This is a genomic window from Stenotrophomonas terrae, from assembly GCF_001431465.1.
GTDB lineage: Bacteria > Pseudomonadota > Gammaproteobacteria > Xanthomonadales > Xanthomonadaceae > Stenotrophomonas > Stenotrophomonas terrae.
Window position 1 is genome coordinate 1 of the sequence record NZ_LDJJ01000053.1, and the last position, 25121, is coordinate 25121.

Here is a 25121-nt window from a genome sequence, read left to right on the forward strand (position 1 = left end):
GTGCAGGGATCCGGGCAGGTCGCAGGAATCCGGGCAGGTCGCAGGAATCCGGGCAGGTCGCAGGAATCCGGGCAGGTCGCAGGAATCCGGGCAGGTCGCAGGAATCCGGGTGGGTCGCAGGGATCCGAGCCCCTCTCCCGCCTGCGGGAGAGGGGTTGGGGTGAGGGCAGCTCTTCGCAACAAGGCTGAACAGGGCGCATTTGTGCGACTGCCCAGGTCGCATGGATAATGCGGCCCTCGTTGCATGCACCCGGCTCGTTGCCGGATGCGCCCGCTGTTTCACCCGCCCCGGGGCTCGTCTTCGGAGCAGGGCGGGGCGGCGGATGGGGTGTTGATGGCGGCTTTTCGCAATCCGCGTCGGTTTTGCCGAAACAGGGTATTGGGCTGGCGCCTGCGCAAAGGATCGCTGTTTGCGCAAATGCGCCACCCGGATGCCTGGGCTGGAAACAGGCCATCTACGCCAAAACCCCATAAATCCTGCTGTTGGCTGAAGCACCCCATACCTCGGCAGAGGGGTGAGTTGCAATAGGCAAAAAATACTGACAGAATGCACGACCACTCGCGGAAGGCTCGTTTACGAGGTTTCCGCAACCAGCGAAAGGAGGGGCAGGACGCACCTCGTATTCGCCAGACAAGGACAGGTCGCGTGGCTCACTCCGGTTAACCGGGGTGATACCGCGCGTTTGAACATGTCTGGGGCGGCCGGGAAACCGGGCCGCCCTGCTGTTTTGAAAGGATTCGCGCGATGGGCAGTGCTTCGGCGCTAAACGTCGTTTTCATGGGGTTCGGCACACTCAGGGGCCGAACCTGTCGCTCTTTAGACCTATAGGAACACCGTCATGGCGGACCAAAAGATCCGAATTCGGTTGAAGGCGTTTGATCATCGTTTGATCGACCGTTCGGCCAGCGAGATCGTTGAAACGGCAAAGCGGACCGGCGCGCAAGTGCGTGGCCCGATCCCTCTGCCCACCAAGATCGAGCGTTACACCATCCTCGTCTCCCCGCACGTCGACAAAGACGCGCGTGACCAGTACGAGACCCGCACGCACAAGCGCGTGCTCGATATCGTCGACCCCAACGACAAGACCGTGGACGCGCTGATGAAGCTCGAACTGGCTGCCGGCGTCGACGTTCAGATCAAGCTGACCTGAGGACTACGACCATGACGAAGAAATATTCGTTGGGCTTCGTGGGCCGCAAGGCTGGCATGAGCCGCGTTTTCACTGAAGATGGCCAGTCCATCCCAGTGACCCTGATTGAAGCCACCCCGAACCGCATCGCGCAGATCAAGACCGTCGAAACCGACGGCTACAGCGCCGTGCAGGTGACCGTCGGCGCACGTCGCGCTGCACTGGTCAACAAGCCGGAAGCTGGTCACCTCGCCAAGGCGAAGGTTGAAGCCGGCCGTGGCCTGTGGGAATTCCGCGTTGAAGACGCACAGATCGGCGATTTCGCCGTCGGTGGCGAAATCAAGGCAGACATCTTTGAAGTCGGCCAGACGGTAGACGTCCAGGGCGTCACCAAGGGTAAGGGCTTCCAGGGCACCATCAAGCGCTACAACTTCCGTATGGGCGATGCAACCCACGGTAACTCGCTGTCGCATCGCGCGCCGGGTTCCTTGGGCCAGCGCCAGACCCCGGGTCGCGTTTTCCCGGGCAAGAAGATGTCCGGCCACATGGGTTCGGTGCAGCAGAGCACGCAGAATCTGGAAGTGGTCAAGGTCGATGTCGAGCGTGGTCTGATTGCCATCCGCGGCGCCGTGCCTGGCGCAGCCGGTGGTGACGTGATCGTGCGTCCGGCTAGCAAGGCATAAGGAGAGATGACGATGGAACTCGTTATCACGGGTAGCAACAACAAGGTCTCGGTCTCCGACGCCGTGTTCGGTCGCGATTTCAGCGAAGATCTGGTTCACCAGGTCGTCGTTGCCTACCGCAACGCCGCACGTTCGGGCACCAAGGCACAGAAGACGCGTTCTGAAGTGGCTGGTACCACCAAGAAGTCGAAGAAGCAGAAGGGTGGTGGCGCTCGTCACGGTGCCCTGACCGCTCCGATCTTCGTCGGCGGTGGTGTCACCTTCGCGGCCAAGCCGCGTAGCTTCGAACAGAAGGTCAATCGTAAGCAGTATCGCGCCGCCATGTGCGCCATCCTGTCCGAGCTGAACCGCCAGGGCCGCCTGACCATCGTTGAGTCGTTCGATGTCGAAGCGACCAGCACCAAGGCTCTGATCACCAAGCTGGCTGGCCTGGAAGTGGGCAAGCGCCCGCTGATCGTCACCGAAGAAGCCACCGAGCACCTGTACCTGTCGGCTCGCAACATTCCCTACGTGGAAGTGCGTGACGTGCAGGGCCTGGACCCGGTTGCTCTGGTCGGTGCCGACACGGTCGTCATCACCGCTGACGCGGTCAAGAAGGTCGAGGAGTGGCTGGCATGAGCGCCAACGAAAAAATCTTCAGCGTGCTGCGTGCACCGCGAGTCTCTGAAAAGACCGCGCGCCTGCAGGAAATCTCCAACCAATACGTCTTCGAAGTTTCGAACGAAGCCACCAAGGCCGATGTAAAGGCCGCGGTTGAGCAGCTGTTCGACGTCAAGGTCGAGTCGGTCAATGTGCTGAACGTGAAGGGCAAGAACAAGTCCTTCCGTAACCGTGCAGGCCGCCGCGGCGATTGGCGCAAGGCGTATGTGCGTCTCGCCGATGGCCAGTCCATCGATGTAACGGCCAAGGCCTGAGGTACATCCCATGCCATTGATGAAATTCAAACCCACTTCTCCCGGCCGTCGTTCGGCCGTGCGCGTGGTCACTCCTGATCTGCACAAAGGCGCGCCGCATGCTGCGTTGCTGGAGCCGCAGAGCAAGTCCGGCGGTCGTAACCATCACGGCCGCATCACCACCCGTCACGTGGGTGGTGGTCACAAGCAGCACTACCGTCTGATTGACTTCAAGCGCAACAAGGAAGGCATCCCGGCACGCGTGGAACGTATCGAATACGATCCGAACCGCACTGCCCATATCGCCCTGCTGTGCTATGTCGACGGCGAGCGTCGCTACATCATCGCCCCGAAGGGCCTGAAGGCGGGTGACCAGGTCATCTCGGGTGCTCACGCCCCGATCAAGACCGGCAACACCCTGCCGCTGCGCAACATCCCGGTCGGTACCACCGTCCACGGGATCGAGCTGAAGCCGGGCAAGGGCGCTCAGATCGCTCGTGCTGCTGGTGCAGGCGTGCAGCTGGTCGCTCGTGAAGGCATCTACGCCACCCTGCGTCTGCGCTCGGGTGAAATGCGTAAGGTGCCGGTCGAATGCCGCGCCACCATCGGTGAAGTCGGTAACGATGAGCACAACCTGGAAAAGCTGGGCAAAGCTGGTGCCAAGCGCTGGCGCGGCGTCAAGCCGACCGTCCGCGGTGCGGCCATGAACCCGGTGGATCACCCGCACGGTGGTGGTGAAGCCAAGGCCGGCCAGGGTAATCCGCATCCGGTCACCCCGTGGGGTGTCCCGACCAAGGGTTACAAGACGCGCCATAACAAGCGCACTCAGCAGTTCATCGTCCGCGATCGTAGGGGCTAATCGACCATGGCACGTTCACTCAAGAAGGGCCCGTTCGTCGATCACCACCTCGTCAAGAAGGTGGAGGCCGCTGCGGGCAGCAAGAAGCCGATCAAAACCTGGTCGCGCCGTTCCATGATCCTGCCGGAAATGGTAGGGGTCACCATCGCCGTTCATAACGGTAAGAACCACGTTCCGGTGCTCGTCAACGAGAACATGGTCGGCCACAAGCTCGGCGAATTTGCCGTCACCCGGACCTTCAAGGGTCACGGTGGCGACAAGAAGTCGGGCAAGTAAGGAGAGATGACAATGGAAGCGAAAGCAATCCTGCGCTCCGCGCGCATCTCTGCGCAGAAAGCTCGTCTGGTCGCTGACCAGGTGCGCGGTCTGCCGGCCGAGCGTGCGGTCAACCTGCTGAAGTTTTCGGATAAGAAGGCTGCCCACCTGATCAAGAAGGTGGTGGAGTCGGCTATCGCAAATGCCGAAAACAACCAGGGCGCTGACGTCGACGAGCTGAAGGTCCAGACCATCATGGTAGATGAAGGTCCGACCCTGAAGCGTTTCATGGCGCGGGCGAAAGGCCGCGGTACCCGCATCCTCAAGCGCACCAGCCACATCACTGTGGTTGTGGGCGCCGGCAAGTAAGCGGAAAGGATAAAGACCATGGGTCATAAAGTTCATCCGGTTGGTATCCGCCTCGGTATTTCCAAGGACTGGAACTCCAAGTGGTACGCCAACAAGGCCGAGTTTGCTGGTTACCTGGCAGCCGACCTGAAAGTACGTGAGATGCTGCGCAAGAAGCTTGCTCAGGCTGGCATCTCCAAGATCCTCATCGAGCGTCCGGCAAAGACCGCTCGCGTGACGATTCACACCGCCCGTCCGGGCGTGGTGATCGGCAAGCGCGGTGAGGACATCGAAAAGCTGCGTAAGGAAGTGAGCGAAATGATGGGCGTCCCGGCGCACATCAACGTCACCGAAGTGCGCAAGCCGGAGTTGGACGCACAGCTGGTTGCCGAGTCGATCGCGCAGCAGCTGGAGCGCCGCATCATGTTCCGCCGTGCAATGAAGCGCTCGGTCGGCAACGCGATGCGCCTGGGTGCCCTGGGCATCAAGGTCAACGTCGGCGGCCGCTTGAACGGCGCTGAAATCGCTCGTTCGGAGTGGTACCGCGAAGGCCGCGTGCCGTTGCACACCCTGCGTGCGGATATCGACTACGGTTTCGCTGAAGCCAGCACCACCTACGGCATCATCGGCATCAAGGTTTGGATCTACAAGGGTGAAGTCTTTGATTTCTCCCAGGTTGGCCAGGAAAAGCAGGACGACAGCCCGCGCAACGATCGTAATGATCGCGGCGACCGCGGTGACCGTCCGTCGCGCCCGGCTCGTGAAGCGAGGTAACGGCAATGTTGCAACCCAAGCGAACCAAATACCGCAAGATGTTCAAAGGCCGCAATGACGGCCTGAGCTGGAGCGCAAACGCCGTCAGCTTCGGCGAGTACGGTCTGAAGGCTACTGCCCACGGTCAGCTGACTGCGCGTCAGATCGAAGCGGCTCGCCGCTCGATCAGCCGCTACGTCAAGCGCGGCGGCAAGATGTGGATCCGTGTGTTCCCCGACAAGCCGATCACCAAGAAGCCCATCGAAGTCCGAATGGGTGCTGGTAAGGGTGGCGTGGAATACTGGGTCGCTCAGATCCAGCCGGGCCGCATGATTTATGAAGTCGAGGGCGTGACTGAGGAAGTGGCACGCGAGGCGTTCCGCCTGGCCGCTGCCAAGCTCTCGGTGACCACCACTTTCGTAACCCGGACGGTGCGCTGATGGACATCAAACAACTCCGCGAGAAGTCGGCTGACGATCTCAAGGCCCACCTGACCGACCTGCGTAAGGAGCAGTTCTCGCTCCGTATGCAGCAGGTCACCGGCCAGCTGCCGAAGACTCACGAAACCCGTCGGGTGCGCCGCGAGATTGCTCGCGTCAAGCACCTGATCGGCAGCACGAAGTAAGGATGGCTGCTATGAGCGAAAATACTGAAAGCAAGACGCTGCGCACGGTCGAAGGCCGTGTCGTCAGCAACAAGATGGACAAGACGGTCACCGTGTTGGTGGAGCGCCAGGTCAAGCACCCGTTGTACGGCAAGTACATCAAGCGCTCGTCCAAGCTGCACGCACACGACGCCGACAACACCTGCAAAGAAGGTGATGTCGTTCGTGTGACCGAGATTGCTCCGATGTCCAAGACCAAGAACTGGCGCGTGGTGGAAGTCATCACGCGTGCGGCTGAATAAGGAGATCTGACTCATGATTCAGATGCAGAGCTACCTTGACGCTGCGGACAACTCCGGTGCCAAGGAACTGATGTGCATCAAGGTGCTTGGTGGTTCCAAGCGCCGTTATGCCCACATCGGCGACATCATCAAGGTCACCGTGAAGGACGCAATTCCGCGCGGCAAAGTCAAGAAGGGTGAAGTGTATGACGCCGTCGTGGTGCGTACCCGTAAGGGTGTGCGTCGCGCCGATGGCTCGCTGATCCGTTTCGACGGCAACGCTGCGGTCCTGCTCAACAACAAGCAAGAGCCGATCGGCACCCGCATCTTCGGACCGGTGACCCGTGAACTTCGTTCCGAGAAGTTCATGAAGATCGTCTCGCTCGCTCCCGAAGTTCTGTGAGCGCCAGGAGATAATCATGGCTAACCGTATCAAGAAGGGCGACCAGGTCGTCGTCAACACCGGCAAGGACAAGGGCAAGCAGGGCGAAGTCGTCCGCGTCGACGGCGATCGTGTGATCGTCGCCAACGTGAACATCGTCAAGCGCCACACCAAGCCGAACCCGCAGGCAGGTGTTGCCGGCGGCGTGGTCGAGCGTGAAGCGTCGATCCATATCTCCAACGTGAATGTGCTGAACCCGGCTTCGGGCAAGGGCGAGCGCGTTGGCTTCAAGGTGCTGGAGGATGGACGCAAACTGCGTGTGTTCCGCTCCAGCGGTGAGGCGCTCGACGCCTAAGGACTGACCGATGAATTCACGTCTCGAAAAGTTTTACAAGGAAGAAGTGGTGCCGGCGCTGACCAAGCAGTTCGGTTACACCAATCCGATGCAGGTCCCGCGTCTGGTCAAGGTCACCTTGAACATGGGCGTTGGTGAAGCTGCGACCAACAAGAAGGTTCTTGAAAACGCCGTTGGCGACATGACCAAGATCACCGGCCAGAAGCCGGTCATCACCAAGTCGCGCGTCTCGGTGGCTTCGTTCAAGATCCGTGATGGTTGGCCGATCGGCTGCAAGGTCACGCTGCGTCGTGACACCATGTTTGAGTTCCTGGATCGCCTGATCAACATCTCGCTGCCGCGCGTGCGTGACTTCCGCGGCGTGTCGGGTCGTTCGTTCGACGGTCGTGGCAACTTCAACATGGGTGTGAAGGAACAGATCATCTTCCCGGAAATCGATTTCGACGCCGTCGATGCGATCCGCGGTATGGATATCGCCATCACCACCACCGCCAAGACTGACGCGGAAGCGAAGGCGCTGCTCGCAGCGTTCAAGTTCCCGTTCCGTAACTGATTCGTCGAGGATACCGAAATGGCAAAGACCTCAATGGTCAACCGCGACATCAAGCGGAAGAAGCTGGCAGTGAAGTACGCCGACAAGCGTGCAGCTCTGAAGAAGATCGTGTCCTCGGTGGACGCGAGCTACGAAGAGAAGGCTGAAGCCGTGATCAAGTTGTCGAAGCTGCCGCGCGATTCGTCGCCGAGCCGCCATCGCAACCGTTGCGAGCTGTCGGGCCGCCCGCGTGGCGTGTACAGCAAGTTCGGCCTCGGCCGTAACAAGCTGCGCGAAGCCACCATGCGCGGTGACGTGCCGGGCCTGCGCAAGGCAAGCTGGTAAGCAACAACCCGGCCGGGCCGCAAGGCCCGGTCAGGTCGCCGGAAGGGCAACCTGAAGGTAAAGCAAAAAGTCCGACGCAAGTCGGGCTTTTTGTCGTATAATCCCGCTCCTTGCCTGCCCGAAACAGGCGGCAGGTGCGTCAAGGGCCCTGGCCCATCCCAGGAAAACACAAGATTTTCGCGAAAGCGGATATCGGTGCACTCAAAGGTATTTACATGAGCATGACTGATCCCATCGCCGACCTGCTGGTACGCATTCGAAATGCGGCCGCGGTTGGCAAGCAGACGGTGAAAGCCCCGTCGTCCAAGGTCAAGGTGGCTATTGCCCAGGTCCTGAAGGATGAGGGTTACATCACTGACCTGCGCGTCAACAACATCGAAAACAACAAGGCCGAGATCGAAATCGTCCTGAAGTATTTCGAGGGCAAGCCGGTCATCGCGACCCTGAAGCGCTTCTCGCGTTCGGGTCTGCGCCAGTACCGTGGCAAGTCCGATCTGCCGAAGGTCATGAATGGCCTGGGTATTTCGATCATTTCCACCTCCAAAGGCATCATGACTGATGCGCAGGCGCGCCAGTTGGGCGTCGGCGGCGAAGTCCTGTGCTTCGTGGCCTAAGGGAAGGAGTCCACTATGTCCCGTGTAGCCAAGAAGCCGATCAACCTGCCCAAGGGCGTTGAACTGACCATCCAGCCGGAAGTTGTAAGCGTGAAGGGCCCGAAGGGCTCGCTGTCGCTGAACAAGGCCGCTGGCGTTGAAATCACTCTCGACAATGGCGTTGCCACCCTGAGCCCGCAGGATATTTCCTTCGACGCGCTGGCCGGTACCGTCCGTTCGATCCTGGCCAACATGGTGCAGGGCGTGTCCGAAGGCTTCGAGCGCAAGCTTGAGCTGGTTGGCGTGGGTTACCGCGCTGCCATGCAGGGCAAGGACCTGAATCTGTCGCTGGGCTTCTCCCATCCTGTCCTGTTCGTGGCGCCGGAAGGCATCACCCTGTCGACCCCGACGCAGACGGAAATCGTCGTGCAGGGCGTGGACAAGCAGGTTGTCGGTGAAGTTGCCGCCAAGATCCGCGGTTTCCGTCCGCCGGAGCCCTATAAGGGCAAGGGTGTGAAGTACGCCGGTGAAGTCATCATTCGCAAGGAAGCCAAGAAGGCCTAATTCTTAGGTTTTCAGCTTTCGAGGATAAAGAACATGAACAAGAACATCGCCCGTCTGCGTCGCGCCAAGTCGACCCGCTCGCACATCCGTACCCTGGGCGTTGCTCGTCTGTCGGTGCTGCGCACCGGTCAGCACCTGTACGCACAGATCTTCACCGCCGACGGCGCCCTGGTGCTGGCTGCTGCCAACACCGCACAGGCCGACGTCAAGGAAGGCCTGAAGAGCGGCAAGAACATGGAAGCCGCCGTCAAGGTTGGCAAGCTGATTGCAGAGCGCGCCAAGGCTGCCGGTATCGAGAAGGTCGCTTTCGACCGCTCGGGCTACCGCTACCACGGTCGCATCAAGGCTCTTGCTGATGCTGCCCGCGAAGGCGGCCTGCAGTTCTAAGCAATAAAGGGAAGGGGCCTATGGCCCCTTTCCGCCTGCCTGCCGGTACGGGTTTGTACCGGGCGCCTTTCGTTCTTCTGCAGCGGCTGGCGATTCAACGCTTCACTACACAACCATAAGCGGCTTCGAGCCGTACATAACCCAATCAATCAAGGAATCGAAATGGCAGAAGAACGTCAGCAGCGGGGTCGCGATCGCGACCGTAACCGCGAAGAGAAAGTCGACGACGGCATGATCGAAAAGCTGGTCGCGGTCAACCGCGTCAGCAAGACCGTCAAGGGCGGTCGCCAGTTCACCTTCACCGCACTGACCGTGGTCGGTGATGGCGAAGGCAAGGTTGGCTTCGGTTATGGCAAGGCGCGCGAAGTGCCGGTCGCCATCCAGAAGTCGATGGAGCAGGCTCGTAAGAACCAGGTCAGCGTTGATCTGAACAACGGCACGTTGTGGCACACCATCAAGGATGGTCACGGCGCAGCTCGCGTGTTCATGCAGCCGGCTTCGGAAGGTACTGGCGTCATCGCCGGTGGCGCCATGCGCGCCGTGCTGGAAGCCGTGGGCGTGAAGAACGTTCTGGCCAAGGCAGTGGGTTCGCGTAACCCGATCAACCTGGTCCGTGCCACCCTGAAGGGTCTGGCTGGCGCACAGTCGCCGGCGCGTATTGCTGCCAAGCGCGGCAAGAAGGTTGAGGATCTCAACCATGGCTAATGAAACCGTCAAGACCGTCAAGGTGCGCCTGGTGCGTGGCCTGCGTGGTACCCAGTCGCGTCACCGCCTGTCGGTGCGTGCTTTGGGCCTGAGCAAGATCAATGATGTGCGTGAACTGAAAGACAGCCCGCAGGTTCGCGGTCTGATCAACAAGGTTCAGTACCTCGTCCAGGTTGAGGAGTAATCGACCATGACTATGCGTCTCAATGAACTGAGCCCGGCACCGGGCGCCCGCACCGAGCGCACCCGCGTCGGCCGCGGTATCGGCTCCGGCCTGGGCAAGACCTGCGGCCGCGGCCACAAGGGTTCGTTCGCTCGTAAGGGCGGCGGCAAGATCAAGGCTGGCTTCGAAGGCGGCCAGACCCCGATGCAGCGTCGTCTGCCGAAGATCGGCTTCTTCTCGCACAAGGCCAAGGACACTGCAGAAGTGCTGTCCTACCACCTTGATCGTCTGGAAGCTGGTGAGATCGACCTGGCCGCACTGCGTGCAGCCAAGCTGATCCCGTCGACCGCGAAGAAGGCCAAGGTCGTCTTCAAGGGCGAGCTGAGCAAGGCATTCACCCTGAAGGGTATTGCTGCTACTGCCGGCGCCAAGGCCGCGATTGAAGCTGCCGGCGGCAGCGTACAGGAGTAACTGGAACATGGCGCAAGCTGGCATCGGTAACCTCGCGGCAGGGGCAGGCAAGTTCACGGAACTTCGCCAGCGCCTCCTGTTCGTACTTGGGGCATTGCTCGTCTATCGCATCGGCTGTTATGTGCCGGTGCCGGGCGTCAATCCCGAGGCCATGCTTGCGCTGATGCAGGCGCAGGGCGGCGGCATCGTGGACATGTTCAACATGTTCTCGGGCGGCGCCCTGCACCGTTTCAGTATCTTCGCGTTGAATGTGATGCCGTATATTTCGGCATCCATCGTGATGCAGCTGGCGGTCCACATCTTCCCGGCCCTGAAGGCCATGCAGAAGGAAGGTGAGTCGGGTCGTCGCAAGATCACCCAGTATTCGCGCCTCGGCGCGGTGTTCCTGGCAGTGGTGCAGGGCGGCAGTATTGCGCTGGCACTGCAGAACCAGGTGTCGCCGGGCGGCGCTCCGGTGGTTTACGCCCCGGGCATGGGCTTCGTGTTGACCGCCATCGTGGCGTTGACCGCAGGCACCATCTTCCTGATGTGGGTCGGTGAGCAGGTGACGGAGCGGGGCATCGGCAACGGTGTATCGCTGATCATCTTCGCCGGTATCGTCGCCGGCCTGCCGGCCGCGGTGATCCACACCGTGGAAGCCTACCGTGACGGCAACATGAGCTTCATTTCGCTGCTCATCATCGTCCTTGTCGTGCTGGCCTTCACCTATTTCGTGGTGTTCGTCGAGCGTGGCCAGCGCCGTATCACGGTCAATTACGCCCGCCGTCAGGGTGGTCGTAATGCCTACATGAACCAGACCTCGTTCCTGCCGCTGAAGCTGAACATGGCGGGCGTGATCCCGGCCATCTTCGCCTCCAGCATCCTTGCCTTCCCGGCAACGCTGGCGATGTGGTCCGGCCAGGCCAGCTCGGCCACTTGGCTGCAGAAGGTGGCCAATGCGCTGGGCCCGGGCGAGCCGCTGCACATGATCGTGTTTGCAGGCCTGATCACCGGTTTTGCTTTCTTCTACACCGCACTGGTGTTCAATTCGCAGGAAACCGCTGACAACCTGAAGAAGTCGGGCGCGCTGATTCCGGGCATCCGTCCGGGCAAGGCCACCGCCGACTACATCGATGCCGTGCTGACCCGTTTGACCGCTGCCGGCTCGCTGTACCTGGTGATCGTCTGCCTGCTGCCGGAAATCATGCGCACCCAGCTCAACGCCTCGTTCTACTTCGGCGGCACCTCGCTGCTGATCGTGGTGGTGGTGGTGATGGACTTCATCGCGCAGGTTCAGGCACATCTGATGTCGCACCAGTACGAAAGCCTGTTGAAGAAGGCCAACCTGAAGGGCGGCAACCGCGGCGGTTTTGCACGCGGCTGATTCACCGGTTATACTTACGGCTTAATTACGCGAAACCCGCCCTGGTCAACCGGGCGGCTTTCCAAACAGAAGGGCGGCCCCTGCAGCGGTTTCGGGTGGGGGTGTGATGTGGTTGTTCCGCGCGGGAGTAGCGCGGGCGGCTCGGAGATGACTCTCCTTGCCAGGCACATCCGGCGCCGGAGCATGGGCACACTCCCCACGCCGGGTCTGTGGAACGTTACGTTCCACGACTTCCAAGCAAACCGAAGCCTTGTTAGTATCGCTAGTTCACTTTTTTGATCCATCCTGCCGGATTGGCGCGCCTTGTGGTGCGCAGTCGGCCATCACTCAGCTGGAGAACCGCGTCATGGCGCGTATTGCAGGCGTCAACCTGCCAGCCCAGAAGCACGTCTGGGTCGGGTTGCAAAGCATTTACGGCATCGGCCGTACCCGTTCGAAGAAGGTCTGCGAAGTCGCAGGCGTTGCTTCGACCACCAAGATCCGCGATCTGTCGGAACCGGAAATCGATCGTCTGCGCCTGGAAGTGGGCAAGTACATCGTTGAAGGCGATCTGCGTCGCGAAATCGGCATTGCCATCAAGCGCCTGATGGACCTGGGCTGCTATCGCGGCCTGCGTCACCGTCGTGGTCTCCCGCTGCGTGGTCAGCGCACCAAGACCAATGCACGTACCCGTAAGGGTCCGCGCAAGGCTCTGAAGAAGTAAGGGACCTAGATAATGGCTAAGCCCGCAGCAGCAAAAACCAAGAAGAAGATCAAGCGCGTCATCACTGATGGCGTTGCCCACGTCCACGCTTCTTTCAACAACACCATCGTGACCATCACCGACCGTCAGGGCAATGCACTGTCCTGGGCGACCTCCGGTGGCGCTGGCTTCCGTGGTTCGCGTAAGTCGACTCCGTTCGCCGCTCAGGTTGCCGCCGAAAAGGCTGGCAAGGCTGCGCTGGATTACGGCCTGAAGTCGCTGGAAGTCCGCATCAAGGGTCCGGGTCCGGGCCGTGAGTCGGCCGTACGTTCGTTGAACAACGTCGGCTACAAGATCACCAACATCATCGACGTGACGCCAATCCCGCACAACGGGTGCCGTCCGCCGAAGAAGCGTCGCGTCTAAAGGAGCGATAAGAAATGGCTCGTTATATCGGTCCTACCTGTAAGCTCGCCCGCCGCGAAGGCGCCGACCTCTCTCTGAAGAGCCCGGCCCGCGCGTTGGATTCCAAGTGCAAGCTGGAGCAAAAGCCCGGCCAGCACGGCGCCACTGCCCGTAAGGGCAAGCTGTCCGACTACGCTACCCAGCTGCGTGAAAAGCAGAAGGTCAAGCGTATCTACGGTCTGCTGGAGCGTCAGTTCCGCAACTACTACAAGAAGGCCTCGACCAAGAAGGGCAACACCGGCGAGAACCTGCTGCAGTTGTTGGAAACCCGTCTGGACAACGTCGTCTACCGCATGGGCTTCGCAGTGACCCGTCCAGCTGCTCGTCAGCTGGTCTCGCACCGCGGTGTCACGGTCAATGGCAAGTCGGTCAACCTGGCTTCGTACCAGATCAAGGCCGGCGACGCGATTGCGCTGTCTGAGAAGGCTGCCAAGCAGCTGCGCGTCCAGGAAGCCCTGGTCGTTGCCGAGCAGCACGACCTCAGCCCGTCGTGGGTCGAAGTCGATTCGAAGAAGTTCAGCGGCGTCTTCAAGGCCGTTCCGGATCGTGCGGACCTGCCTGCGGATATCAACGAAGCGCTGATCGTCGAGTTGTATTCGAAGTAATTCACAATGGAGAACCTCCGGGTTGCACCGGAGGTTCGCAGGAGAACCCGCAACATGACGGTTACCGCAAACCAGGTTCTGCGTCCTCGCGGTCCGCAGATCGAACGCCTTACCGACACCCGCGCCAAGGTCGTGATCGAACCTTTGGAGCGTGGTTACGGGCATACGCTGGGCAACGCCCTGCGTCGCGTGCTGCTGTCGTCCATCCCGGGCTTCGCCATTACCGAAGTCGAGATCGACGGCGTGCTGCACGAGTACACCACCCTTGAAGGCCTGCAGGAAGACGTGCTTGACGTCCTGCTGAACCTGAAAGACGTGGCTATCCGTATGCACACCGGCGACAGCGCCACCGTATCCCTGTCCAAGCAGGGTCCGGGCGTTGTTACCGCTGCCGACATCAAGGTTGACCACAACGTCGAAGTGATCAACGGCGACCATGTGATCTGCAACCTGACCAAGGACACTGCGATCAACATGCGTCTGAAGGTCGAGCGCGGCTTCGGCTACCAGCCGGCCGCTGCGCGTCGTCGTCCGGACGAAGAATCGCGTGCGATCGGTCGTCTGGTGCTGGATGCCTCGTTCTCGCCGGTCCGCCGCGTCGCTTATGCGGTGGAAGCCGCTCGCGTCGAACAGCGTACCGACCTGGACAAGCTGGTCATCGATATCGAAACCAACGGCACGATCGATGCCGAGGAAGCTGTCCGCACTGCGGCCGACATCCTCAGCGATCAGCTGTCGGTGTTCGGCGATTTCACCCACCGCGACCGCGGTGCGGCCAAGCCGGCCAACAACGGCGTGGATCCGGTGCTGCTGCGCCCGATCGACGACCTGGAGCTGACCGTGCGTTCGGCCAACTGCCTGAAGGCCGAGAGCATCTACTACATCGGTGATCTGATCCAGAAGACCGAAGTGGAACTGCTCAAGACCCCGAACCTCGGCAAGAAGTCGCTGACCGAGATCAAGGAAGTGCTGGCCCAGCGTGGCCTGTCGCTTGGCATGAAGCTGGAGAACTGGCCGCCGGCCGGTGTCGCCGCTCACGGCATGCTTGGTTGATAGCAATACCTGTTCCCCCGCATGGGCGACCATGCGGGGGAATATTGTTTTAAGCAGTACCCGCATTGACGGTTAAACAACGCCGCAATGCAGGTCGTCCAGGACGGGCGACCAGGACCATCCGCAGTCCACTTACAACGCCAGGATGGCGACAACGAAGTCCAACGTCTCATCATTAATCAAGGAATACACCCATGCGTCATATGAAGTCGGGCCGCAAGTTCAATCGCACCAGCGCCCACCGCGAAGCAATGTTCAAGAACATGGCTGCGTCGCTGTTCAAGCACCAGCTGATCAAGACCACCCTGCCGAAGGCCAAGGAACTGCGCCGCGTTGCCGAGCCGCTGATCACCCTGGCCAAGGTTGATTCGGTTGCCAACCGTCGTCTGGCGTTCGCCCGCCTGCGTGACCAGGAAGCCGTTGGCGTCCTGTTCACCATCCTGGGCCCGCGCTACGCCAACCGTCCGGGCGGCTACCTGCGTCTGCTGAAGTGCGGCTTCCGCGCTGGCGACAACGCACCGATGGCCTATGTCGAACTGGTTGACCGTCCGGTCGCCGTGGCGGAAGAAGTCGGCGAGTAATCGCGCACTTCCATCCATCGACGGATGCAACAGAAGCCCGGCCAATGCCGGGCTTTCTGTTTGATGAAGTTGCAACTGGCATCACTGCTGATCGTGCGCGGATGGCCTGCTACTCTTGCCGCATTGTCTACTCCGGAATGATGCGATGAACCCCTTGCGTTGGAGCTTCCGCGCGCAGTGCCTGCTGGGCTTTGCCGCCTGTGCCGGGCTGCTGGCATTTGCGATCTACATGCAGATCCAGATGGGGCTGGAGCCGTGCCCGCTGTGTATCTACCAACGCATCGCATTTGCCGCGGTAGGCGTGCTGTTCCTGTTCGGCGCGCTGCACGGCCCGTCCAGCCGCGGCGGCCGTGCCGGCTATGGCGTGCTGACGGCACTGGCCGCGCTGGTGGGCATCGGCATTGCCGGGCGCCACGTCTACGTGCAGTTGTTGCCGAAGGACCTGGGCAGCAGCTGTGGCCCACCGCTGAGCTTCCTGGCCGAAACCATGGGCCCGTTCGAGGTGTTCCGCACCGTGCTGACCGGTACCGGCGACTGCGGCAACATCGATTGGACCTTCCTCGGCCTGAGCATGCCGATGTGGAGCCTGGTGTGGTTCGTACTGCTTGCCGGCTGGGCGCTGTACACCGGCCTGTGCGCCCGTAAAAAACGTCTGTTCTGATTCTTCCACTTCTTCCTTTGGTATCTGCATGAACGCTTCCCTGTCCCCCTCATCCGTCGCCAACGCCAGCAGCTGGGCGCCGGATAGCTGGCGTGGCAAGCCGGCGCTGCAGATGCCGACCTATCCCGATGCGCAGGCGCTGGACGATGCGCTGACCGAGCTGCGGCAGCTGCCGCCGCTGGTGACCTCGTGGGAGATCTTCGCGCTCAAGCAGCAGTTGGCCGACGCCCAGGAGGGCAAGCGCTTCCTGTTGCAGGGCGGTGACTGCGCGGAGAACTTCGCCGACTGCGAGTCGGGCACGATTTCCAACCGGCTCAAGGTGCTGCTGCAGATGAGCCTGGTGCTGGTGCATGGCCTGCGCACGCCGGTGATCCGGGTGGGTCGCTTTGCTGGCCAATATGCCAAGCCGCGCTCGGCCGACACCGAGACCCGTGATGGGGTGACGTTGCCGAGCTACCGCGGCGATGTGATCAACGCGCCGGCGTTCACCGAGGCCGCGCGCGTGCCGGACCCGCAGCGGATGATCACCGCGCATTCGCGCTCGGCGCTGACGATGAACTTCGTGCGGGCGCTGATCGATGGCGGCTTTGCCGACCTGCATCATCCCGAATACTGGAACCTGGCCTGGATGCGCTGCTCGCCGCTGGCCGAGGAGTACCAGAAGATGGTGGCCTCGATCGGCGACTCCGTGCATTTCATGGAGACCCTGTCCGGTTCGCAGGTGCACAACCTCAACCGGGTGGATTTCTACACCTCGCACGAAGCCTTGTTGCTGCCCTACGAGCAGGCGCTGACCCGGCAGGTGCCGCGCCAGAACGGCTGGTTCAACCTGAGCACGCATTACCCGTGGATCGGCATGCGCACCGCGGCGCTGGACGGCGCGCACGTGGAATACCTGCGTGGCGTGCGCAACCCGATCGCGATCAAGGTGGGTCCATCGGTGCAGCCGGACCAGCTGTTGCGGCTGATCGATGTGCTGAACCCGGACGACGAGCCGGGCCGCCTGAGCTTCATCCACCGCATGGGTGCGGCACAGATTGCCGACAAGCTGCCGCCGCTGCTGGATGCGATCAAGCGCGACGGCCGCCGCGTGCTTTGGGTATGCGATGCGATGCATGGCAACACCGAGAGCACCAGCAACGGCTACAAGACCCGCCGCTTCGACAATATCCGCAGCGAAGTGGAGATGTCGTTCGACCTGCACGCAGCGGCCGGTACGCGGCTGGGAGGCGTGCACCTGGAGCTGACGGGCGAGGATGTCACCGAATGCACCGGCGGCGCGCGTGAGCTCACTGAGCGCGATCTGGAGCGGGCCTACCGTTCCAGCGTCGACCCGCGGCTGAACTACGAGCAGTCGCTGGAAATCGCGATGGCCATCGTCCGCAAGCAAGGATGAATGTAATGCCGAGCCACGCTCGGCAGAGGCGTTGCCGGTAATGCTGCATCTGTAGTGCCGAGCCATGCTCGGCAGAGGCCTTACCGGTAATGCCAAACCTGTAGTGCCGAGCCACGCTCGGCAGAGGCGTTACCGGCAATCCCGCACCTGTAGTGCCGAGCCATGCTCGGCAGAGGCTTTACCGGTAGTGCCACATGCCGAGCATGGCTCGGCACTACAGGTGCAGCCTTGAATCACTGACGGACCTTTTAGGTCGCCAGCCTCAGGCTGCAGCGATGTCCAGTTCAAAACTGCGCCTCGGGCGTGTATCGCTGCCCAACAACATCTATTCAATCACCACGGTGACCGCGGGGCGGGCGCCGCTCTTCGCTCTGCCCGAAAACGCAGAGGCGTTGATAGAGGTGCTTCAAGATTGCGAGCTTGCAGGTATCAGCCAGAACCTGGCTTGGGTGGTGATGCCCGATCACTTGCATTGGTTGCTGCAGCTTCAATCCGGTTCGCTGGGCGCGTGCTTGCAACGGCTGAAGTCGCGCTCAGCAAGGTCCATTGGCGGCGCCGGTTCGATCTGGCAGACGGGCTATCACGATCATGCGATCAGGCAGGATGAATCATTGCGGGGCGTGGCCAATTACCTGCTGCACAATCCGGTCAGGGCAGGGCTGTGCGAACAGCCGCAGGATTACCCCTATGCCTGGAGCAGATGGGGCTGGCAGCTCTGATGTAGTGCCGAGCCATGCTCGGCAGGGGCGTTGCAGGTAAAGCCCAATGCCGAGCATGGCTCGGCACTACAGGTGGAGCGTTAGCGCTTGTGGCGCTTGCCCAGGTCGCGCGCCAGTACCCAGACGACCAGCAGATTGACCGCCAGCAGCAGCCAGGAGGCCCAGCCGGGGTGTTTGACGATGGCGTAGAAGTCCAGCGGCAGGTACAGCGCCGCGGAGATGCAGCCCAGCCAGGACGCCCAGGCCTTGGCGCGCCACAGACCCCAGGCCTCGAGTGCACGCAGCAGCCCGTAGCCAACCAGTACGGCGGCGCCCAGGTGAACAGTGTCAGGGGTGATCATGCCCAGCAGCGACGAGAACGCGCCGTTCTCGGGGTCACCACCTGCGCGGTGGATCAGGGCATTGATGATGTTGCGAAGCGGAGCCGGCCCGGAGATCTCCAGGCCAGCCGCAGCGAGAAAGGCCAGTACGGCCTTTCCCGCTTCCAGCAGCGCGATGGCTGCCAGTCCCGGATGCGCGTGCGGATCCGGGTTGTAGGGCTTGTTGCTGGTCACGCTATCAGCTGCGCGAAGACTTCTTGCGCTCGCTTTCGGTCAGACCCTTCTTGCGCAGGCGGATTTCCTTCGGGGTGATCTCGACCAGTTCGTCGTCCTCGATGAAGTCCAGTGCCTGTTCCAGCGAGTACTTGATTGCGGGGGTCAGCTGGATCGCATCGTCCTTGCCCGAAGCGCGCATATTGGTCAGCGGCTTGGTCTTGATGGCGTTGACGGTCAGGTCGTTGTCCTTGGAGTGGATGCCGACCAGCTGGCCTTCATACACGTTGTCACCTTCGGCGGCGAACAGCTTGCCGCGTTCCTGCAACGGGCCAAGCGAGTAGGCCGGGGTGGCGCCTGCAGCATTGGCAATCATCACGCCGTTCTGGCGCTTGGCGATGGCGCCCTGTTCCTTCGGGCCGTAATGGTCGAACACGTGGAACAGCAGGCCAGAACCCTGGGTCAGGGTCTTGAACTCGTTCTGGAAACCGATCAGGCCACGGGCCGGGATCTGGTACTCAAGGCGCACACGGCCCTTGCCGTCCGATTCCATGTTCTTCAGCAGGCCCTTGCGGGAGCCCAGCTTTTCCATCACGCCGCCCTGGTGGATTTCTTCAATGTCCACCACCAGCTGCTCGATCGGCTCCATGGCCTGGCCGTCGATCTGCTTGATGATGACTTCCGGGCGCGACACGGCCAGCTCGTAGCCTTCACGACGCATGGTTTCGATCAGCACCGACAGGTGCAGCTCGCCACGGCCGGAGACCAGGAACTTGTCGGCGTCTTCAAGCTGTTCGACCTTCAGGGCCACGTTGTGGACCTGCTCGCGGTCCAGGCGATCCTTGAGCTGGCGGCTGGTCAGGAACTTGCCACCGGACAGGTCCTTGCTGCCTGCGAACGGCGAGTTGTTGACCTGGAAGGTCATCGAGATGGTCGGCTCGTCAACGGTCAGCGCCGGCAGTGCTTCCGGGGTTTCCGGGTGGCACAGGGTGTCGGAGATGGTCAGTTCCGGAATACCGGAGATGGCGACGATATCGCCGGCTTCGGCGGTGTCCTGCTCGATGCGCTCCAGGCCCAGGAAGCCAAGTACCTGGCCGACCTTGCCGTTGCGCTTCTTGCCTTCACGGTCGATCACTGCAACCTGCATGCCCTTCTTCAGGGTGCCACGCTGGATGCGGCCGATGCCGATCACGCCTACGAAGTTGTTGTAATCCAGCTGGCTGATGCGCATCTGGAACGGGCCTTCCGGGTCGACTTCCGGCTTCGGCGCGTGCTGCATGATGGCTTCGTACAGCGCGGTCATGTCGCCGTCACGGACGGTGTCTTCCAGGCCAGCGTAGCCGTTCAGGGCCGAGGCGTAGACGATCGGGAAGTCGAGCTGCTCATTGGTGGCGCCGAGCTTGTCGAACAGGTCGAACACCTGGTCGATCACCCACTCCGGACGCGAGCCCGGGCGGTCAACCTTGTTGACCACGACGATCGGCTTGAAGCCCATCGCGAAGGCCTTCTGGGTGACGAAGCGGGTCTGCGGCATCGGGCCGTCCATCGCGTCGACCAGAATCAGCACGGTGTCAACCATCGACAGCACGCGCTCCACTTCGCCGCCGAAGTCGGCGTGTCCCGGGGTGTCGACAATGTTGATCCGGTTTTTGATGCCGGTCTTCTTGTCTTCCCAGGTAATGGCCGTGTTCTTGGCCAGAATGGTGATGCCGCGCTCTTTTTCCTGGTCGTTGCTGTCCATGACGCGCTCGGCAAGCACCGTACGCTCGGACAGGGTGCCGGACTGCTTGAGCAGCTGGTCGACGAGGGTGGTCTTGCCATGATCGACGTGGGCGACGATGGCGATGTTGCGAAGATTTTCGATGGACATGCGAAAGACGGCCAGCCGGTGCCGTGAATGGGGAAAATGAGTTCGCCATTATACCGGTATGTGGGCCAGATGCGAAAACTACTGTTCAGACTCGTCTGATGGCCTATTCAGCTTCCTCCAGTACAAGCTCTGGAAAGGGGGCAGCAGCACGGGCGGAGCCGGGTGTAAACTATGCGGCTATTGAGAGACGTCTTCTTTACTAAGGATTTCCATGTCCCTGATCGCCAATTTCGACACTTCCCGCGGCCCGATCAAGGTCGAGCTGTATGCCGACAAGGCACCGCTGACCGTGGCCAACTTCGTCAACCTGGTCAAGCATGGCTTCTATGACGGCCTGGCGTTCCACCGCGTGATCGCCGACTTCATGGTCCAGGGCGGCTGCCCGGAAGGCTCCGGCCGCGGTGGCCCGGGCTACCGTTTTGAAGATGAAACCAAGAACGGCGTGCGCCACGAGCGCGGCGTGCTGTCCATGGCCAATGCCGGTCCGAACACCAACGGCAGCCAGTTCTTCATCACCCACATCAAGACCGATTGGCTCGATGGCAAGCACACCGTGTTTGGCAAGGTGCTCGAAGGCCTGGACGTGGTTGATGCGATCCAGCAGGGCGATGCGATCAACAAGATCACCCTGGAAGGCGATACCGACGCCGTGCTGGCCGCCAAGGCCGACCGCGTCGCCGAGTGGAACAAGATCCTCGCCGCCTGATTGACTCCGACGGCCACCTGCCCAGGTGGCCGTTTCTGATTGCAGCCTGGCCGATGCGCCCGCGTCTGCCAGGCCTTACCCCCACAAACGCTTCTTAGCAGAGGAAACCCCCATGAAAGCACCCGTTCGTGTTGCCGTAACCGGCGCTGCCGGCAATATCGGTTATGCACTGCTGTTCCGCATTGCTTCCGGTGAAATGCTGGGCAAGGACCAGCCGGTCATCCTGCAGCTGCTCGAAATCGACAACGAAAAGGCCCAGGCCGCCCTGCAGGGTGTGGTCATGGAACTGGAAGACTGCGCCTTCCCGCTGCTGGCCGGTGTGGTGACCACCGCTGACCCGCTGGTGGCCTTCAAGGACGTCGACGTTGCCCTGCTGGTTGGCGCGCGTCCGCGCGGCCCGGGCATGGAGCGCAAGGATCTGCTGCTGGAAAACGCCAAGATCTTCACCGTGCAGGGCAAGGCCCTGAACGCCGTCGCCAAGCGTGACGTGAAGGTGCTGGTGGTCGGCAACCCGGCCAACACCAATGCCTACATCGCGATGAAGTCGGCTCCGGACCTGAACCCGAAGAACTTCACCGCCATGCTGCGCCTGGACCACAACCGCGCCCTGAGCCAGCTGGCTGCCAAGACCGGCAAGACGGTCGAGAGCTTCGAGCACTTCACCGTGTGGGGCAACCACAGCCCGACCATGTACCCGGACTACCGCTTCGCCACCACCGGCGGCGCCAAGGTCGGCGATCTGATCAACGATCAGGAATGGAACGCCAACACCTTCATCCCGACCGTCGGCAAGCGTGGTGCGGCCATCATCGCCGCCCGTGGCCTGTCCTCGGCCGCTTCGGCTGCCAATGCCGCCATCGACCACGTGCATGACTGGGTGCTGGGCAGCAACGGCAAGTGGGTGACCATGGGCGTGCCGTCCGACGGTTCCTACGGCATTCCGGAAGGCGTCGTGTTCGGCTTCCCGGTCACCACCGAGAACGGCCAGTACACCATCGTCAAGGATCTGCCGATCGACGACTTCTCCAAGAAGTACATCGACATCACTCTGGGCGAGCTGGAAGAAGAGCGCGCTGGCGTGGCCGACCTGCTGTAACAGCGGGCAGTTGACGTAGTGCAAGCAACGGGGAGGCTTCGGCTTCCCCGTTTTTTGTTTGTTGTTCGTCGTAGAGCGTAGCCATGCTGCGCTGAGGCTTTACCGGTAAATCCCCTTGTAGTGCCGAGCCACGCTCGGCAGGGGCTCTACCGGTGAAGCCCCTGCCGAGCACGGCTCGGCACTGCGCTCCCTCCCTTTCGCGAAGCGAAGGGGAGGGTTGGGGAGGGGTAGCTGCTCGCCGGCTGAGACGAGCATGATCGGAAGTTGTGAGTGCCGCTTCCACATGCGTGGCAAGGCCCCTGCCGAGCATTGCTCGGCACTACATTTTGTTTTTGGACATGACTGACAAGATCGCGCTGCATTACATCGACGAGGCATTGCTGGTGGCCGAAAAGCCGGCCGGCCTGTTGTCCGTGCCCGGGCGACTGGCGGAAAACCAGGACTGCGTCGTGTCGCGCCTGCAGCTGGACTATGCGGATGCATTGACCGTGCACCGGCTGGACCAGGTGACCTCGGGCTTGATGCTCTACGCGCGTGGCAAGCCGGTGCAGATCGCCCTGTCCAAGCAGTTCGAGCAGCGTCAGGTCAGCAAGCGCTATGAAGCGCTGGTGCAGGGCCTGGTCGAGGGCGAGGCCGGCGAGATCAATCTGCCGCTGATCTGCGACTGGCCGAACCGTCCCAAGCAGATGGTGAGTTTTGAACTGGGCAAGCCTTCGTTGACGCGTTGGCGGGTGTTGGCGCGCGATACGGCGGCGCAGACCACACGGCTTGAGCTGGAGCCGGTGACCGGGCGCAGTCATCAATTGCGCCTGCATCTGGCCAGCATCGGGCATCCCATCGTGGGCGATGTGATGTACGACGCGCAGCCTGCGCTGCGGGTGTGCCTGCATGCGCGGCGTTTGGAGCTTGTGCATCCGCTTACCGGTGTGGCGTTGGCGTTTGTTTCGGAATGTCCTTTCTAAAAGCAAAAGCTTGCCCTCACCCCAACCCTCTCCCGCTCGCGGGAGAGGGCTAGTGCACTGGCGGCCGACGCGATCCGAGCCCCTCTCCCGTTTACGGGAGAGGGGTTGGGGTGAGGGCAAGCTCTGGCTTTTTGGCCTTTGGTCTTAAGACCATCGTCGCAGGGAGCCGACCCTATCCCCCGGACTATGCTCGACAAACAACCAGGCAGTTACCGGAGGGTGTCGTGCAGTACGAGCAGATCTACCGCCGTTCCATTGAAGAGCCGGAAGCTTTCTGGGCCGAAGAAGCCAAGGCCATTCATTGGCACCGCCCGCCGCAGCAGATCCTGGACTACAGCAATCCACCATTCCGCCGCTGGTTCGTGGGTGGCGAAACCAACCTCTGCTACAACGCGGTGGACCGGCACCTTGCCGAACGCGGCGACCAGCTGGCGCTGGTAGCCATCTCCACCGAAACCAATGTCACCCGTGAGCTGACCTATCGCGAGCTGTACCGCGAAGTGAATGCCTTCGCTGCGGTGTTGCTCAAGCTCGACGTCGGCCGTGGTGATCGCGTTGTCATCTACATGCCGAACATGGCCGAGGCAGTATTTGCGATGCTGGCCTGTGCACGTATCGGTGCGGTGCACTCGGTGGTGTTCGGCGGTTTCGCTGCGCACAACCTGGCACTGCGTATCGACGACGCGGCGCCGAAGCTGCTGATTGCCGCCGATGCCGGCATGCGCGGTGGCAAGGTCATCCCGTACAAGGCGATGGTGGATGCCGCCTGCGCAGAAGCGCGCACGCCGCCAGCGAAAGTACTGATCGTTTCGCGCGGACTGGATGCGGCCGAACCGCGCATCGCCGGCCGCGACGAAGACTATGCCGCGCTGCGTGCACAGCTCGGTGATGTCGAGGTGCCGGTGCAATGGCTGGAGTCCAACGAGCCAAGCTATCTGCTATATACCTCCGGCACCACCGGCAAGCCCAAGGGTGTGCAACGTGACGTTGGCGGCTATGCGGTGGCGATGGTGCAGTCGATGCGTACGGTGTTTGATTGCGGGCCGGGCCAGGTGATGTTTTCCACCTCCGATGTCGGCTGGGCGGTGGGGCATTCGTACAATGTGTACGGCCCGTTGATCGGCGGCTGCACCTCCTTGTTGTACGAAGGACTGCCGATCAATCCCGATGCAGGCATCTGGTGGGCGCTGTGCGAGCAATACGGTGTGCGCACGATGTTCTCCTCGCCAACCGCTATCCGCGTTTTGAAAAAGCACGACATCGACTTCATCAACCGGCATGACCTGTCGGAGCTGAAATACCTGTTCCTGGCCGGCGAACCCCTGGACGAGCCGACCGCGCAGTGGATCAGCGGTGCCTTGCGCAAGCCGGTGATCGACAACTACTGGCAGACCGAGACCGGCTGGCCGGCGTTGACATTGTTGCCGGGGCTGGAGATGAAGCCGGTGAAGTTCGGCTCGCCGGGTTTCCCCAATCTTGGCTACAAGATGAAGGTGATCGACGAACAGAGTGGCGCCGAAGTCGCGCCCGGGCAGAAGGGCGTGCTGGTGATCCAGCCGCCGTTGCCGCCGGGCTGCATGAGCACGGTGTGGAACGATGACGAGCGTTTCCTCAAAAGTTATTTCAGCCACTTCAAGGAGCTGCTGTACAGCTCGCTGGACTGGGCCATCCGCGATGAGGAAGGCTATACCTTCATCCTCGGCCGCACCGACGATGTCATCAACGTGGCCGGTCACCGCCTGGGCACGCGCGAGATCGAAGAAGCCATCTCCGCCCATCCCCGCGTCGCCGAAGCAGCGGTTATCGGCGTGCACGATGAGTTGAAAGGGCAGGTGCCGCTGGTCTTCGTGACCTTGAAGCAGACCCGGGCGGACGACAACGCAGCGCAGCTGGCGGCGGAAATGGTGCAGCAGGTCACTCAATCCCTGGGTGCGGTGGCGCGCCCGGCCCATGTCCATATCGTCAATGCACTTCCCAAGACCCGTTCGGGTAAGCTGCTGAGGCGTTCACTGCAGGCATTGGCCGAACAGCGTGACCCCGGTGATCTGTCGACACTCGACGACCCGGGCGCACTGGAAGAAATCCGCCGCGTGCTGGGGAAATAGCACGCAGTTTGGCCGTCAGGC

General features: G+C 61.6%; 36 protein-coding genes. 34 read left to right on the forward strand and 2 right to left on the reverse strand.

Annotated elements, in window-relative coordinates; translation table 11 throughout:
* The first annotated feature begins 839 nt into the window (after nucleotides 1-839).
* From rpsJ to ABB27_RS15100, 30 genes are all read left to right on the forward strand, one after another.
* Nucleotides 840-1151 carry a 30S ribosomal protein S10 gene (rpsJ, locus tag ABB27_RS14955; protein ID WP_010341589.1) on the forward strand — a complete coding sequence of 104 codons (312 nt, stop codon included), beginning with the start codon at nucleotides 840-842 and terminating at the stop codon, nucleotides 1149-1151.
* An 11-nt stretch (nucleotides 1152-1162) separates the two neighbouring features.
* Nucleotides 1163-1813 carry a 50S ribosomal protein L3 gene (rplC, locus tag ABB27_RS14960; RefSeq protein WP_057629588.1) on the forward strand — a complete coding sequence of 217 codons (651 nt, stop codon included), beginning with the start codon at nucleotides 1163-1165 and terminating at the stop codon, nucleotides 1811-1813.
* Between the two features lie 12 nt (nucleotides 1814-1825).
* Nucleotides 1826-2431, forward strand: coding sequence for a 50S ribosomal protein L4 (gene rplD, locus ABB27_RS14965; protein ID WP_057629644.1), 606 nt, complete (start codon nucleotides 1826-1828; stop codon nucleotides 2429-2431).
* Nucleotides 2428-2727 carry a 50S ribosomal protein L23 gene (gene rplW, locus ABB27_RS14970; protein WP_057629589.1) on the forward strand — a complete coding sequence of 100 codons (300 nt, stop codon included), beginning with the start codon at nucleotides 2428-2430 and terminating at the stop codon, nucleotides 2725-2727. Before rplD ends, rplW begins: the two co-directional genes overlap by 4 nt.
* Before the next feature lie 10 nt (nucleotides 2728-2737).
* Entirely contained in the window at nucleotides 2738-3565 is an 828-nt protein-coding gene (gene rplB, locus ABB27_RS14975; RefSeq protein WP_057629590.1) for a 50S ribosomal protein L2, read from the forward strand.
* Nucleotides 3566-3571: 6 nt separating this feature from the next.
* Nucleotides 3572-3841, forward strand: coding sequence for a 30S ribosomal protein S19 (gene rpsS / locus ABB27_RS14980; protein WP_057629591.1), 270 nt, complete (start codon nucleotides 3572-3574; stop codon nucleotides 3839-3841).
* Between the two features lie 12 nt (nucleotides 3842-3853).
* Entirely contained in the window at nucleotides 3854-4189 is a 336-nt protein-coding gene (rplV, locus tag ABB27_RS14985; RefSeq protein WP_017355410.1) for a 50S ribosomal protein L22, read from the forward strand.
* 18 nt (nucleotides 4190-4207) lie between these two features.
* The gene (gene rpsC / locus ABB27_RS14990) at nucleotides 4208-4942 is read left to right on the forward strand and encodes a 30S ribosomal protein S3 (protein WP_057629592.1); all 735 of its coding nucleotides are present in this window, start codon (nucleotides 4208-4210) and stop codon (nucleotides 4940-4942) included.
* Nucleotides 4943-4947: 5 nt separating this feature from the next.
* On the forward strand, nucleotides 4948-5361 hold the full coding sequence (gene rplP, locus ABB27_RS14995; protein WP_057629593.1) for a 50S ribosomal protein L16: 414 nt from the start codon (nucleotides 4948-4950) through the stop codon (nucleotides 5359-5361).
* Nucleotides 5361-5546, forward strand: a complete 186-nt coding sequence (gene rpmC / locus ABB27_RS15000) for a 50S ribosomal protein L29 (protein WP_057629594.1) — start codon at nucleotides 5361-5363, stop codon at nucleotides 5544-5546. The genes rplP and rpmC overlap by 1 nt, the downstream gene beginning before the upstream one ends.
* 11 nt (nucleotides 5547-5557) lie before the next feature.
* Nucleotides 5558-5827 (forward strand): 30S ribosomal protein S17, encoded by a 270-nt coding sequence (gene rpsQ, locus ABB27_RS15005; protein ID WP_057629595.1) that lies wholly within the window; start codon nucleotides 5558-5560, stop codon nucleotides 5825-5827.
* Between the two features lie 13 nt (nucleotides 5828-5840).
* Nucleotides 5841-6209 carry a 50S ribosomal protein L14 gene (gene rplN / locus ABB27_RS15010; RefSeq protein WP_019186153.1) on the forward strand — a complete coding sequence of 123 codons (369 nt, stop codon included), beginning with the start codon at nucleotides 5841-5843 and terminating at the stop codon, nucleotides 6207-6209.
* Nucleotides 6210-6225: 16 nt separating this feature from the next.
* Nucleotides 6226-6543, forward strand: a complete 318-nt coding sequence (rplX, locus tag ABB27_RS15015; RefSeq protein WP_017355416.1) for a 50S ribosomal protein L24 — start codon at nucleotides 6226-6228, stop codon at nucleotides 6541-6543.
* A gap of 10 nt (nucleotides 6544-6553) precedes the next feature.
* Nucleotides 6554-7096: a 50S ribosomal protein L5 gene (gene rplE, locus ABB27_RS15020; protein ID WP_057629596.1), complete on the forward strand. Its 543-nt coding sequence runs from the start codon at nucleotides 6554-6556 to the stop codon at nucleotides 7094-7096.
* 18 nt (nucleotides 7097-7114) lie between these two features.
* Nucleotides 7115-7420 (forward strand): 30S ribosomal protein S14, encoded by a 306-nt coding sequence (rpsN, locus tag ABB27_RS15025; RefSeq protein WP_057629597.1) that lies wholly within the window; start codon nucleotides 7115-7117, stop codon nucleotides 7418-7420.
* A gap of 215 nt (nucleotides 7421-7635) precedes the next feature.
* Nucleotides 7636-8034 (forward strand): 30S ribosomal protein S8, encoded by a 399-nt coding sequence (gene rpsH / locus ABB27_RS15030; RefSeq protein ID WP_057629598.1) that lies wholly within the window; start codon nucleotides 7636-7638, stop codon nucleotides 8032-8034.
* A gap of 15 nt (nucleotides 8035-8049) precedes the next feature.
* On the forward strand, nucleotides 8050-8577 hold the full coding sequence (gene rplF, locus ABB27_RS15035; RefSeq protein WP_057629599.1) for a 50S ribosomal protein L6: 528 nt from the start codon (nucleotides 8050-8052) through the stop codon (nucleotides 8575-8577).
* Between the two features lie 33 nt (nucleotides 8578-8610).
* On the forward strand, nucleotides 8611-8964 hold the full coding sequence (rplR, locus tag ABB27_RS15040; protein ID WP_057629600.1) for a 50S ribosomal protein L18: 354 nt from the start codon (nucleotides 8611-8613) through the stop codon (nucleotides 8962-8964).
* A 162-nt stretch (nucleotides 8965-9126) separates the two neighbouring features.
* The gene (gene rpsE, locus ABB27_RS15045) at nucleotides 9127-9669 is read left to right on the forward strand and encodes a 30S ribosomal protein S5 (protein WP_057629601.1); all 543 of its coding nucleotides are present in this window, start codon (nucleotides 9127-9129) and stop codon (nucleotides 9667-9669) included.
* The gene (rpmD, locus tag ABB27_RS15050) at nucleotides 9662-9853 is read left to right on the forward strand and encodes a 50S ribosomal protein L30 (RefSeq protein WP_057629602.1); all 192 of its coding nucleotides are present in this window, start codon (nucleotides 9662-9664) and stop codon (nucleotides 9851-9853) included. The genes rpsE and rpmD overlap by 8 nt, the downstream gene beginning before the upstream one ends.
* A 6-nt stretch (nucleotides 9854-9859) precedes the next feature.
* Nucleotides 9860-10303, forward strand: a complete 444-nt coding sequence (gene rplO / locus ABB27_RS15055) for a 50S ribosomal protein L15 (protein WP_057629603.1) — start codon at nucleotides 9860-9862, stop codon at nucleotides 10301-10303.
* Nucleotides 10304-10310: 7 nt separating this feature from the next.
* On the forward strand, nucleotides 10311-11666 hold the full coding sequence (gene secY, locus ABB27_RS15060) for a preprotein translocase subunit SecY (protein ID WP_057629604.1): 1356 nt from the start codon (nucleotides 10311-10313) through the stop codon (nucleotides 11664-11666).
* Between the two features lie 346 nt (nucleotides 11667-12012).
* Nucleotides 12013-12369 carry a 30S ribosomal protein S13 gene (gene rpsM, locus ABB27_RS15065; RefSeq protein WP_057629605.1) on the forward strand — a complete coding sequence of 119 codons (357 nt, stop codon included), beginning with the start codon at nucleotides 12013-12015 and terminating at the stop codon, nucleotides 12367-12369.
* Between the two features lie 12 nt (nucleotides 12370-12381).
* Nucleotides 12382-12774 carry a 30S ribosomal protein S11 gene (gene rpsK / locus ABB27_RS15070; protein ID WP_057629606.1) on the forward strand — a complete coding sequence of 131 codons (393 nt, stop codon included), beginning with the start codon at nucleotides 12382-12384 and terminating at the stop codon, nucleotides 12772-12774.
* A 14-nt stretch (nucleotides 12775-12788) separates the two neighbouring features.
* On the forward strand, nucleotides 12789-13418 hold the full coding sequence (rpsD, locus tag ABB27_RS15075) for a 30S ribosomal protein S4 (RefSeq protein WP_057629607.1): 630 nt from the start codon (nucleotides 12789-12791) through the stop codon (nucleotides 13416-13418).
* Between the two features lie 54 nt (nucleotides 13419-13472).
* Nucleotides 13473-14471, forward strand: coding sequence for a DNA-directed RNA polymerase subunit alpha (locus ABB27_RS15080; RefSeq protein ID WP_057629608.1), 999 nt, complete (start codon nucleotides 13473-13475; stop codon nucleotides 14469-14471).
* Nucleotides 14472-14665: 194 nt separating this feature from the next.
* Nucleotides 14666-15052: a 50S ribosomal protein L17 gene (gene rplQ / locus ABB27_RS15085; RefSeq protein WP_057629609.1), complete on the forward strand. Its 387-nt coding sequence runs from the start codon at nucleotides 14666-14668 to the stop codon at nucleotides 15050-15052.
* Nucleotides 15053-15197: 145 nt separating this feature from the next.
* A complete protein-coding gene (locus ABB27_RS15090; RefSeq protein WP_057629610.1) occupies nucleotides 15198-15713 on the forward strand; it encodes a disulfide bond formation protein B in 516 nt (171 codons plus the stop codon).
* A gap of 28 nt (nucleotides 15714-15741) precedes the next feature.
* Complete coding sequence (locus ABB27_RS15095; RefSeq protein ID WP_057629611.1) at nucleotides 15742-17109, forward strand: class II 3-deoxy-7-phosphoheptulonate synthase; 1368 nt, start codon at nucleotides 15742-15744, stop codon at nucleotides 17107-17109.
* 275 nt (nucleotides 17110-17384) lie between these two features.
* Entirely contained in the window at nucleotides 17385-17828 is a 444-nt protein-coding gene (locus ABB27_RS15100) for an REP-associated tyrosine transposase (RefSeq protein ID WP_057629612.1), read from the forward strand.
* 80 nt (nucleotides 17829-17908) lie between these two features.
* Here the strand turns inward: ABB27_RS15100 and ABB27_RS15105 are convergent, their stop codons facing one another.
* Both ABB27_RS15105 and typA read right to left on the reverse strand, forming a co-directional pair.
* Nucleotides 17909-18382: a DUF2127 domain-containing protein gene (locus tag ABB27_RS15105; protein WP_057629613.1), complete on the reverse strand. Its 474-nt coding sequence runs from the start codon at nucleotides 18380-18382 to the stop codon at nucleotides 17909-17911.
* A gap of 4 nt (nucleotides 18383-18386) precedes the next feature.
* Nucleotides 18387-20231, reverse strand: a complete 1845-nt coding sequence (gene typA / locus ABB27_RS15110) for a translational GTPase TypA (RefSeq protein ID WP_057629614.1) — start codon at nucleotides 20229-20231, stop codon at nucleotides 18387-18389.
* A 211-nt stretch (nucleotides 20232-20442) separates the two neighbouring features.
* Here typA and ABB27_RS15115 point away from each other — a divergent pair, with 211 nt between their 5' ends.
* From ABB27_RS15115 to prpE, 4 genes are all read left to right on the forward strand, one after another.
* Nucleotides 20443-20937 (forward strand): peptidylprolyl isomerase, encoded by a 495-nt coding sequence (locus tag ABB27_RS15115; RefSeq protein WP_057629615.1) that lies wholly within the window; start codon nucleotides 20443-20445, stop codon nucleotides 20935-20937.
* Between the two features lie 112 nt (nucleotides 20938-21049).
* Complete coding sequence (locus ABB27_RS15120) at nucleotides 21050-22033, forward strand: malate dehydrogenase (RefSeq protein ID WP_057629616.1); 984 nt, start codon at nucleotides 21050-21052, stop codon at nucleotides 22031-22033.
* A gap of 338 nt (nucleotides 22034-22371) precedes the next feature.
* Nucleotides 22372-22995, forward strand: a complete 624-nt coding sequence (locus ABB27_RS15125) for an RluA family pseudouridine synthase (RefSeq protein ID WP_057629617.1) — start codon at nucleotides 22372-22374, stop codon at nucleotides 22993-22995.
* 110 nt (nucleotides 22996-23105) lie between these two features.
* Nucleotides 23106-25100, forward strand: coding sequence for a propionate--CoA ligase (prpE, locus tag ABB27_RS15130; RefSeq protein WP_275452871.1), 1995 nt, complete (start codon nucleotides 23106-23108; stop codon nucleotides 25098-25100).
* Nucleotides 25101-25121 lie beyond the last annotated feature (21 nt).